Raw genomic sequence first — 11760 nt, forward strand, 5'->3', positions numbered from 1 at the left:
ACGTCGCAAGGTTAGATGCGTCTCGCGCCTAGTTTAATTTGGCTGTACGGCCTGTATTATTTTCACCTCCGCAGTCGTTGTGTGTCTTAGGGATTTTTGAGAACTCGCCGACTCGTCGCCTTGCAGCTGCTGTTTGGATTATCTTTCGCCATGTTCTCATCGCCGATCGTTCCTCTCCAGGCGCGCCGCTTCGGCGATGCGCGAGGATGGTTCATGGAGACATACTCGGAGGCTGCCGCGTTGGCGGCAGGGATCGAGGTACGTTTCGTTCAGGACAATCAATCGTTTTCAGCCGCCGTTGGCACAATCCGCGGCTTGCACTTCCAGCGACCGCCACGCGCTCAAGCTAAGTTGGTGCGCTGCGTGCGGGGGTCGATCATGGACTATGCGGTGGATATCCGCCGAGGATCGCCGACCTATGGCCGGCATGTAGCGGCCAAGCTGACCGCCGAGGGCGGGGAGCAGTTGTTCGTGCCGGTGGGCTTCGCACACGCCTTTGTCACCCTCGAGCCGGATGTGGAGGTCGCCTACAAGGTGAGTGACGTCTATGCGCCCGATTGCGATGGCGGTATCGTCTGGAACGATCCGACCATCGGCATCGACTGGCCCCTCCCAGAAACTGGTGCGGTCCTGTCCGACAAGGACAGGCTTTTGCCGAACCTGGTCGATTTCGACAGTCCCTTTGAGTATGACGGCAGGCCGCTCGAACCCCTGCCCACGCGCTAACCTGAACACTGACTGAGAGACAATCGATGCGTATCCTGGTCACCGGCGGCGCCGGTTTCATCGGCTCGGCCCTGGTGCGGCGGCTGATCGCGCATACGGACCATGAGGTCCTGGTCTATGACAAGCTTACCTATGCGGGCGTGCTCAGTTCTCTGGAGCCGGTGGCGTCCAGCAACCGCTATTCCTTCGTCCAGGCCGACGTCTGCGACGCCGAGGCCGTGGCCAAGGCCCTGAGGGAGTTCAAGCCGGACGTGGTCGCCCACCTGGCGGCCGAGAGCCATGTGGATCGCTCGATCGACGGGCCGGGTGAGTTCATCCAGACCAATATGGTCGGGACTTTCGTCATGCTGAACCAGGCCCTGGGCTATTGGCGCGGCCTGGACGAGGCCGCCAAGGCGCGCTTCCGCTTTCACCACATCTCGACCGACGAGGTGTTCGGCTCGCTGGGCGAAGAGGGCTTCTTTACGGAAACCACCCCCTATGATCCCCGCTCGCCCTATTCGGCGTCCAAGGCGGGATCGGACCATCTGGTGCGGGCCTGGGGCCACACCTACGGCCTGCCGGTGCTGGTGACCAACTGCTCCAACAACTACGGCCCCTATCACTTCCCCGAGAAGCTGATCCCGCTGATCATCATTCGGGCCCTGAACGGCGAGCCCCTGCCGGTCTATGGCGACGGGTCGAACGTGCGCGACTGGCTGTTCGTCGATGACCACGCCCGCGCCCTTCAGGCCGTGTTCGAGACCGGAACCCCGGGCGAAACCTATAATGTCGGCGGCAACGCCGAGCGGAAGAATATTGAGGTGGTCACCGCCATCTGTTCGATCCTGGACCGGCTGCGGCCCAAGGCCGAGGGGAAGTACGCCGACCAGATCACCTATGTGACCGACCGGCCCGGCCATGATCACCGCTACGCCATCGACGCCTCGAAGATCCGCGCCGACCTGGGCTGGACCCCGTCGGTGACCTTCGAGGAGGGGATCGAGCGGACCGTGGTCTGGTATCTGGAGAACCAGGCCTGGTGGCAGGCCATTCTGGACGCTCGCTATGCGACCCAGCGACTCGGGGTCGCCCATGGCTGATCCGGTCCATATCCTGATCACGGGCGGGGCCGGTCAGGTGGGACTGGAGCTCCAGGCCGCCGCCTGGCCGGAAGGCGTCGTGCTGCACGCCCCGACGCGGGCCGAGCTGGACCTGGGCGACGCCGCCTCGGTGCGGGCCGCCTTCGCCGCCACCCCCTTCGCCGCCGTGATCAACTCCGGCGCCCATACGGCGGTCGATAAGGCCGAGGCCGAGGTCGCCGCCGCCTTCGCCGCCAACGCCATGGGCCCGGCGGTCCTGGCCGACGCCACGCGCGAGGCGGGGATCCCGCTGATCCAGGTCTCGACCGACTATGTGTTCGACGGGTCCAAGGACGGTCTCTATGTCGAGACCGATCCGGTCGGGCCTCTGGGCGTCTATGGCGCCTCCAAGCTGGCGGGCGAACTGGCGGTGCGGGCCGGCAATCCGCGCTCGGTCGTGCTGCGCACCGCCTGGGTGCTGAGCGTCCACCGCGCCAACTTCCTCAAGACCATGCTGCGGCTCGCCGCCGACCGGCCGACGTTGCGGGTGGTGGGCGACCAACACGGCTGCCCCACCTCGGCGCGCGACATCGCCCAAACGCTCCAGATCATCGCCCTGAAGATGATCGCCGACCCGGGCGCCCCGACCGGCGTCTATCAGTTCGTCAACGCCGGCGAGACCAGCTGGGCCGGACTGGCCAGCGAGATCTTCGCCCTCAGCGCCGCGACCGGCGGTCCGTCCGCCACGGTCGAGGCCATCCCTTCGTCCGAATACCCGACCCCGGCCCGGCGCCCGTCGAACTCTCGCCTGTCCACCGCCAAATTGACCCGACACTACGGAATCGCGCCCCGCCCCTGGCAGGTCGCCGTCGCCGAGATCGTCCACGAACTGCACGCCGAAAGGACCGCGCCATGAAGGGCATCATCCTGGCCGGAGGATCCGGCACCCGCCTGCATCCGATGACTCTGGTCACCTCCAAACAGCTGATGCCGGTCTACGACAAGCCGATGATCTATTATCCGCTGTCGACCCTAATGCTGGCCGGCATCCGTGAGGTGCTGATCATCTCCACCCCGCGCGACACGCCCAGTTTCCAGGCTCTGCTGGGCGACGGCTCGCAATGGGGCATGGAAATCCAGTATGCGGTCCAGCCCAGCCCCGACGGCTTGGCACAAGCCTATGTCATAGGCGCGGACTTCGTCGGCGACAGCCCCTCGGCCCTGATCTTGGGCGACAACATCTTCTACGGCCACGGCATCACCGATCTGTTCACCAGCGCCATGGCCCGGCCCGACGGGGCGACCGTCTTCGCCTATCATGTCAATGATCCGGAGCGGTACGGCGTGGTCGAGTTCGACGACCGCATGCGCGCCCTGTCGATTGAGGAGAAGCCAGCCGAACCCAAGTCGAACTGGGCGGTCACCGGCCTCTACTTCTACGACAAGGACGTGGTCGAGATCGCCCGCAGCCTGACGCCCTCAACACGGGGCGAGCTGGAGATCACTGACGTCAACCGGATCTATCTGGAGCGCGGCAAGCTTTCGGTCGAGATCATGGGGCGGGGCTACGCCTGGCTGGATACGGGCACCCCGGACAGCTTGCTGGAGGCGGCCGAGTTCGTACGTGTCCTCGAAAAGCGCCAGGGTTTCAAGATCGCCTGTCCCGAAGAGGTGGCCTTCCAGAAGGGCTTCATCGATGCCGCCAAGCTCGAAGAAATCGCAGCGAAACTAGGAAAAAGCTCATATGGCGCGTATCTAAAAAGCCTCGCTCTTCGGGCTTGAATAGATTCATGCAGCGTGGGACTACCTCGGCGTCTTGGGAATCTTCGGACAAGATATCGCCCGGCAGCTGCGGGTTTTGCATTCATTCTGAACGTATATTTATCTGCGGGCGGTCAATTTCATGGCGTTGTATGTCGTAACGGGCGGATACGGATTTATAGGTCGCGCCTTGGTGTCTCGCCTCAAAAAAGACGGTCACAGTGTCGTTATAGCATCTCGAGCGCACCATCGCGGCGATTCAAATGATGACTGGGTGGAATTTAACTTCAACGACCGCTCTACGGCCAATAACGTAACCAATGTCCGCCCAGACGGCGTTTTCCATCTTGCTTGGTCGACGACGCCGGGCACGGCGGAATCGGATCCGGTCGCCGACATCACCATCAATCTTGCCGGAACAATCGCATTGCTAGAAAGCCTTAGTGGTTTTTCAAGCATACCCATCGTTCTGATCTCTTCCGGCGGAGCAGTCTACGGTCGAACTGATGTAGAACGAATCCCAGAAGTACACCCGCTGAATCCGATTAGCATCTACGGAACAACCAAGCTCGCCATGGAGCGCTACGCACTCTCGTGCCAGAGAATGCAAGCGCTCGACATTCGCATAGCACGTATTAGCAATCCTTTTGGCCCAGGGCAGGCCCACGCCCGGCAGCAGGGAGCTGCGACTATATTCGCGCGCAAGATCCTACGCGGAGAGAAAATCGAGATCTGGGGCGACGGGAGCGTAGTTCGAGATTACATCGACGTCGACGATGTCGCTTCTGGCCTATCGGCGATCATGGCGTTGAAGGCAGAAAATCTGGATCCATACCCGGTCTTCAATGTCGGGGCGGGGCAGGGTTTGTCCTTAATGGGCTTGATTGGGCGCCTCGAGCTCGCTGCGGGCGTCAAAGCGAACCTGGCGTTTTCTGATCGTAGAGATTTTGATATTCCGAACAACGTCTTGAACGTCGAAAAGCTTCAGCTTAACGCCAAATGGAGACCTCGTGACGTGCAAGAGCGACTCGTTGCGCTTGTTAACTCGTTGCGCGATACTGACCAGCCCGAGCGCCCCACGGGCCGCTAGTGACATGGTAATTCGCCCTTCGTTTTTATGACAGTTGAATGGGAAAGCAATGAGAACTCTATTCGGTCGCGTTGCAGCTGAAGATCAAGGCGTAGATTACACGTGGTTTCGAAATAACGATTACGATCCGCCTTTTCTTCACGTGATCGACCAGGCGGATCATGAGGTCTTGGTGGCTTGGCGCGAACAGACCGCTGCTGAATGGCCTAACTCGGGATCGTCCGGCGTCGAGATGATGTCGATGCTGTCTGGCTTAATCATGTCGGCTGGGCTTTCCCGCATAGTTCAATGTGGACATTACGTCGGATTCTCGACGCTGGTGCTGGGCTTTATCTGCCGGAAAATGAATAGGAAAAAATTCCTTTACACGGTGGATTTGGATCCGAAACCTTCTGCCTACACACAGGAATGGGTAAATAGGGCGTCGTTAAACGACGACATCAAGATCGCAGTTCGCGATTCTGCGGACCCACAAAACGTCATCGAGGCGATCGAGCATTTGGGAGGACCACCCCAGCTGGTCTACATCGAGTCGTCTCATCAATACGAACATACGATGCAGGAGTTGAATTTGTGGTGGGGCGCCCTGCCACCTGGAGGCCTGATCGTCATGGACGACATCTCTCAATGGGCGGCGGAGTATGACCGAACGGGATTGGGTGGATCTCATCGTGCGGCTCTGGAATTTTGCCAGACCACGGCCGCTAACAGCGTCCTCATCAACGGGAATTTTGGGAGGGCGACCACCTACCCTATGATTTATACGGACGTTTGTGGGTTTGGATTGCTGCAGAAGCCTTATTGACCCATCATCGTATATGAACGCATGGCGAACATGCGTTAGGCAAGAGATGGCAGAGGCCGTAGTTGCCGCGCATAGAATTAAACATCGAGCAAATTTATGAGAAAAGTTGCGTTCTATGCGCCCGGTCCGATGAGAGGTTCCGGAGGGGTTGGTCGAATATACAATTTCGCCAAAGCGCTGAGTAAATCAAATTATGAATGCCATGTGTTCGTAACGAACAGCAATGGCAGGGACGCTGCGCAACTCGCACGGGAAGCAAACGACTTTTACGGAGCAACCGGATTCATCTGCCACCCGAGCACGGACGTCCCTTCCGGGGTGTTCGATCTTGCGATCGCCACGCAATGGGAAACTGCCATTTTGGTCCAGCGTATGGTCAGCCATGCAAAGGCTTACCTGATCCAAGACTTCGAAGCCTATTTCAATCCAGTTGGCGACGGCAGCGTTTTTGCGGAAAACTCATATATTCACGGTTTGAGGCCACTTACCTACGGTCGCTGGCTTGCACACAAACTGGAGACCGAGTTTGGTAGCGAGCCGTTCTTCTTCGAGTTCGCCTCCAATAACCAGGTCTTTCGATGCCAACGTCCTATGAAAGAGCGTCTGGAAGGGCCTGCTAGGATCGCCTTCGTCTTTCAAGGTGACAAGGCGCGCCGTTGTCCGCGCCTTGGCATCGAGGCGCTGGGTATCGTGAAGCATTACCGGCCCGATGCGGAAATCCTTTTTGTCGGGTCGGCCGAGCCCCCTCACCTTTGGTACGATTTCCAAAACTTGGGCAATCTGACGATTCAGGAACTGAACAGAGTTTATAATGAATGCTGCGTCGGCCTGAGTCTAAGTTCTACCAATCCCTCATGCAATCCATTCGATATGATGGCTGCGGGGCTGCCGTCGGTCGATCTTTATCGCCAGAATAATCTGTTCGACACGCCCTCGAAAGGCGTTCTGTTGGCGCTCCAGACTCCGGAATCGGTCGCGGAAGCAATACTGCATCTCCTCAATAATCCGAAAGAACTTCTCAAAAGATCAGAGTTCGGCATCAAATTTATGAAATCCAGGCCGCAAGAGCGGGAGGTCAAAAGCTTCCTCGCGGCGGTTGACGCCATTATGCGTGGTCAAGGCCACGGCGGTTCAAGGGCGGTCATCACCTCCTTGTTCTACGACAACCCTCCCGTTGTCGCGAAAGTAGACCGCAATGCATATTCGGCTAGCTTCCTTCAGAGGCAAGCGAGCGCCGGGGGCGGGTCTCGCGTGAAATCGCTGGCGCATTTCCAGTATTATCCTACTGACGAGCTAAGGTTCGAGGCGCCCGCACCGCTTGAAACGGAACAACATCTTGCACGCCAAGCTGCAATAGAGGTGGCGCCTGGAGTGCGCAGACGTCATGTGCGGATCCTGAATGCGCTAGTCCGAAAATACAATCTCGACAAACGACTTTCGCTCGACCTGTTTGACCGTGCCTACTATCTGGATGTGAACCATGATGTGATGGAGGCGGGTATGGACCCGTTCATCCATTTCGTGCGCTATGGTCATGCCGAGGGTCGTTCGCCATCGCCGTACTTCGATGCGAAGTGGTACGAAGACACTTACGCAGCGGCCTTGGCGCCCAAACTATCTGCCGTTGACCACTATCTGACAGAGGGCTCCGCGCTCAACCGTTCACCGAACGCGTTGTTCGACGCAACCTGGTATCTTGCCCGAAATCGTGACGTGGCCGAGGCTGGGCTGCATCCGCTGTTCCATTTCATACGGTATGGAGAAGCCGAGAATCGCGACCCGTCCGAGAAGTTCTCAACGGCGTGGTATCGTACGAACAATCTGGATGTCGTCGCTGCTAAACACCCGCTTTTGCTTCACTACATGCACCATGGAGAGCGGGAAGGCAGGCTACCCGTTCCTCGGACGGAGGTGCGGGGGGCGCTGCAGCGAAGCGCGCGTGAGGCGGCCCTAACGTTCGAAAACCTGTTCGATGCTGAAGTGTCGCCTAGAGATTTAGAGCCATCGACCGACCGCTCTTACGTTAATCTCTTTGAGAAAGGACCACCTTCCGGGCAGGTGTCCTTCGATATCTGGAGCACGATATTGCATCGTCGTTGCCATCCGGATGAGATCAAGCTCCGCTCCGCACGTTTTCTGCTGCTCCAGGCTTGGACCGACATCATTCCCGGGATGCGTGATGTCGTGACGCTGATGAATGCGAGGATGCGAGCCGAGAATGCGTCAGCGCCCAATGGGGATTACGAATACTCGTTCAACGTAGCTGTCCACTCTTGGCTTCAAAACGTTCTGAATACCTCATGCTCGCCGGAACGGCGCGCGCGATTAGCCAAATCCATAATCGCACACGAATTCGACGCCGAACGGGACGCTATTGAAGTCGATCCCAACACTGAGCGCACAATTCGCTCTTTGGAACAGCCAGCAATATTTATTTCCGACTTCTATATGTCGGCGCCCTTTTTAGAGAACCTTCTGCACAGCGTACAGTTGGGATCGGCTTTCTTCAGAGGCTACGTTTCCTGCGACGGCTATCAAAATAAGCGATCGGGCGCCCTTTTTGGCAAGGTGTTGAAGGACCTCAACCTTGCGCCGCATGAATTGACGCACGTAGGGGATAACCCGTTCTCGGACAAGGAACGCCCCGCATCGCTCGGCATCAACACCATCAGCTATGTGTCTTCCTCTGATGAGGAGCGCCTCAAGTGGTATGAGCAGGCCTTCCATGCCCTCTGTCTGGGCGATGTTTCCCAACACGAGCGACGCCTCCTGGCCTTGGCTAAAAGGCAATCCGCAGAGGCGTCTGGAGAGATGGAGGGGGAGGCTTTTGATCTCTACGCCGCCGGTTGTCACATCGGCCTCCTTGCATTCGGCTATTGCCTTAATGTCATGCAGGACGCGATAGTTCGACAGTCCAAGGAGGTGGTTTTCTTCACTCGAGAAGGCATTCTCTTTAAAAAGATCTATGATCTCATTGCAGAGCACAATCCATTCACGACCCCTCCGCCTCCCTCAAAGTTGCTGAGCGTAAGCCGCAGAGCCACTTTCGCGGCCTCGCTTCGATCCTTCGATACCGAAGAGCTCATGCGTCTTTGGACCATGTATTGGAAGCAGTCGCCGCTGACGTTTTCCGCCTCGCTCAACCTCGATCCAGCGATAACAGCGGCGGCGGCTAAGCGGGCGGGTCTGGATCCCCATCAGGTGGTGAAGGCGCCTTGGACAGACGCACGATTCAATAATTTGCTTTCGGACGAGAGCTTCCGCCGCCACGCCGAAGCTGAACTGGCGGCTCAGCGTGACCTGCTTCAACGCTATTTGGCGCAAGAGTTGGCTCCCGATCAGGATGAACTCCTGATCTGCGACATCGGCTGGCGCGGCACGATCCAAGACAATCTCGCGCACACGATCGGCAAGCCCGTCCGTGGCCACTACTTGGCCTTGCTCGGCTACCTCAACGAGCAGCCTGCATTTTCTAGCAAGGTCGGGTGGCTGAGCGACCTGAACAGAGGAACCGACTATCAAATCCCCGACCAGCTCGCTGTGATCGAGATGATCTTCAATGGGCTGGGCGGATCCACGGTCGGTTATGACGTGGACTCTGAAGGACAGGTCTTCCCGGTCAAGGAGATATTCGATGGTGAAGAGGCGGTGGTTCGAGCTCTAGAACCGTGCCGCGCCGGAATGACGGCGGTCGTGCGTGAACTTGCTCGCTACGTCAATCTTCACGGTCTTGTCGCCGAGAACCTCCAGAATCTCGGTCGCAAGATAGTCGACGACCTGATCGCCAGCCCTCCCTCGGCCATCGCCAACATGTTCGCGAAGCTGGAACACAACGAAACATTCGGCGCCGGCACTCTGGACGTCATGCAGAAATCGAGCTTCGAAGCGGCGATTGCGGAGCAACCAGGCGGCAGGATGCACGCTGCTTTGACGTCTTGGTTGGGGGGTCGTTGGCCAGAGGGTCTCAGTCGACAGGACATAGTGCAACAATGGTGGAAAGGCGCAACGCCTCAGGAGCGCGCGTCGGCGCCGCTTGCGATCACCAAGAGCGCGGCGCCGGCGATCATCCGATCGACCGGTTCCCGGCTTGCACTCTACCTTTCAGAAGACGGCCTTGCCCCTGAACGGCTGGACTCTGTTCTACGAACCACGCAGGGATTAGTTGATGCTGGTTTCCAAGCGGAAATCTATTGGCAAGGCGATGACGACATTACGGCCCGCCTAGACGCCAGTCTGGGGGACATGCCTGCCAGTGTAATCACCTCGTGGAGCAGCCATCGAAACGCCGGTTTGGCGTTAGCCACAGACGCTAGTTCTGCATCCTACGTCCATTCAAACGTGATTGCACAATCTCGCGGTTATCTTGTTCAAGATCACGACGGCTTGGCTGGCACGGTCGATGGATTGGTCCTTACCGAAAACAGCTACATCTACGGCCTCAGTCATTTCACCCTGGGAAATTGGCTGACCCACATGATCAGCAGCCGCTATTTCTCGCGCGCGTTTCCCGCAGGCCACGGCGTGGACACAGCAGTCTATAAATGTCGGTCGGACGTGAAGCGTGAATTGGCCGTCTGCATGCATTATCCGGCAGGACAGTCCGGCCCGTTGGCCCGGTTGGCTTTGGACGCCTTGGCTTTGCTTAAGAAAAGTCGCCCGGACGTGAGAATCATTCTTTTCGGAGCCGAAACGGGACCTCGGTTGAGTTTTGAATATGAGAATTTGGGGATGCTGCGCGACCCGAAGTTAATCAGTGATTTGTTCAACCAATGCGCAGCGGGACTGGCATTGGGGATGTCCAATCCCTCACGTATGGCTTTCGAGATGGCGGCTGCCGGATGCACTCCAGTGAGTCTTTATCGCTATAATAACGTTATGGATCTCGGTGATCGTTTCAGTGTACTAGCTTTCCAGAGCTCCCGTTCTATTGCTCAGGCGTTGTCTGATGTTCTTGAAAAGTCTCACGATGATCAAAGCTATGCGTCTTCGGTCGCAAGTCAGCTTAATGACAGAACGCTGATTTGGGAGCGGGATGCGGCGGTGGCCAACATCATTGGTGTGCTTGACGGAAAGCTCTGCGCAAGCTGGAATCCGCCAATTCTATATAAAGCAGAGCCAGTTATCGCTCCGGCAGATGACAACGCGGCCGTTCGTGCGTTTTGCCGTCAACAGCTTCCTTCTGAGGATAGGAACCTCTGGTGACGCCGAAGGCGCTTCAGCTCATTTTCGTCAGATGCAGCGCGTTTGACAAATTGCTGAATAAACTTCCGATCGCATCGTGAACATCTGAAACGCAAAATATATCCAGGCCACTGCTCGGGTGGTCTGGATTAGACAGCACAAAAGAAACAAACCGTTCCTCGGAGTGTGAATCAAGGAAAAGTAACTTCATGCCGAGTTGATTGGCTATCCATCCAATATTAGATTCTGAATGGAGGAATCTGTGTTCGGGGAATATGTAATTTTTGTCCAGCAAAGGTCCCTGTGCAATGATTATACCATCAGGCTTCATCAGGGCCTTTAATGATTCTAGGAGTGCGATTGGATCTTCTAGATGTTCTATTACATGCCACAGGAATATAGCTCCAACTTGGTGCGCGAGGGATGGTCTGTAGCTTTCAACAAAGCTGGCAATATCTTGGTTGACATAGACGTGATCTGGAAGGTCAAGGTGGGATCGGCCGATCTGAACGAGCTCGGCGCTTGCATCACATCCCATGGCTTCGTATCCGCAATCCAAAAGTGCTTTGGTGAGCAGGCCTCTACCACCTCCCAGATCAAGAACTGGCGATTCAACCCCGAAATAATCTAAATAATTTTTATAGAAATTCACCGTATTATTCATCGCCAAAGATTCACGTATTACATCTGTCTTTGTCGAGTTAGACCAATAATTGGCGTGAAAATCAGCTTGATGGCTGATTATCCCACCCTGACCTGGGGCGTAGTCGGGAACGAGCGCGCAGCAATTGGAGCAATGAAATATGGTTACAACCTTGTCCTGCTGATCCTGCGTTCGTAGGGCGACGACGAGACCCGTAAGGCCGCAGCACGGGCAGTTGTTCACTTCGGGCATTCTGAAATCACGCGCTCGGGTTTATCTGCACCGTCTAGCATCAACCTGAAAACGTTCATCTTGTCCACTTGACGTCGAAGGCGGGCTTCGCAGTCTGCAGCAATCGCACGTCAGTGGCGATATCGGGAAGCATACCAGATGATGGTCGCTTCCTTAAACGTCCTCGTCCCAGCGGTGCTTGTAGAAGCTATATTTCGCTCGTGCATTTGAAGTGGAGTAATTCGTTTCGCTCGAATAGCGT

8 protein-coding genes are annotated in these 11760 nt (G+C 57.1%); 7 read left to right on the plus strand and 1 reads right to left on the minus strand.

The features are described from left to right. Positions 1 to 120 precede the first annotated feature (120 nt). From rfbC to JMT67_RS12120, 7 genes are all read left to right on the plus strand, one after another. Positions 121 to 726 carry a dTDP-4-dehydrorhamnose 3,5-epimerase gene (rfbC, locus tag JMT67_RS12090; protein WP_224764348.1) on the plus strand — a complete coding sequence of 202 codons (606 nt, stop codon included), beginning with the start codon at positions 121 to 123 and terminating at the stop codon, positions 724 to 726. A 26-nt stretch (positions 727 to 752) separates the two neighbouring features. Next, on the plus strand, positions 753 to 1808 hold the full coding sequence (rfbB, locus tag JMT67_RS12095; RefSeq protein WP_183217458.1) for a dTDP-glucose 4,6-dehydratase: 1056 nt from the start codon (positions 753 to 755) through the stop codon (positions 1806 to 1808). Next, on the plus strand, positions 1801 to 2703 hold the full coding sequence (gene rfbD / locus JMT67_RS12100) for a dTDP-4-dehydrorhamnose reductase (protein ID WP_201463584.1): 903 nt from the start codon (positions 1801 to 1803) through the stop codon (positions 2701 to 2703). Before rfbB ends, rfbD begins: the two co-directional genes overlap by 8 nt. Further along, positions 2700 to 3569: a glucose-1-phosphate thymidylyltransferase RfbA gene (gene rfbA / locus JMT67_RS12105; protein WP_201463585.1), complete on the plus strand. Its 870-nt coding sequence runs from the start codon at positions 2700 to 2702 to the stop codon at positions 3567 to 3569. The genes rfbD and rfbA overlap by 4 nt, the downstream gene beginning before the upstream one ends. Positions 3570 to 3690: 121 nt before the next feature. After that, positions 3691 to 4638: an NAD-dependent epimerase/dehydratase family protein gene (locus tag JMT67_RS12110; RefSeq protein ID WP_182713366.1), complete on the plus strand. Its 948-nt coding sequence runs from the start codon at positions 3691 to 3693 to the stop codon at positions 4636 to 4638. Between the two features lie 49 nt (positions 4639 to 4687). Next, positions 4688 to 5443 carry a class I SAM-dependent methyltransferase gene (locus JMT67_RS12115; RefSeq protein ID WP_201463586.1) on the plus strand — a complete coding sequence of 252 codons (756 nt, stop codon included), beginning with the start codon at positions 4688 to 4690 and terminating at the stop codon, positions 5441 to 5443. Between the two features lie 96 nt (positions 5444 to 5539). Beyond that, positions 5540 to 10645 carry a rhamnosyltransferase WsaF family glycosyltransferase gene (locus JMT67_RS12120; protein WP_201463587.1) on the plus strand — a complete coding sequence of 1702 codons (5106 nt, stop codon included), beginning with the start codon at positions 5540 to 5542 and terminating at the stop codon, positions 10643 to 10645. A 13-nt stretch (positions 10646 to 10658) separates the two neighbouring features. On the opposite strand, the gene JMT67_RS12125 is transcribed toward JMT67_RS12120, so the two are convergent. Then, the gene (locus JMT67_RS12125) at positions 10659 to 11519 is read right to left on the minus strand and encodes a class I SAM-dependent methyltransferase (protein ID WP_182713369.1); all 861 of its coding nucleotides are present in this window, start codon (positions 11517 to 11519) and stop codon (positions 10659 to 10661) included. Positions 11520 to 11760: the final 241 nt, after the last annotated feature.

The sequence above is a fragment of the Brevundimonas aurantiaca genome, from assembly GCF_904830995.1.
Taxonomy (GTDB): domain Bacteria; phylum Pseudomonadota; class Alphaproteobacteria; order Caulobacterales; family Caulobacteraceae; genus Brevundimonas; species Brevundimonas aurantiaca.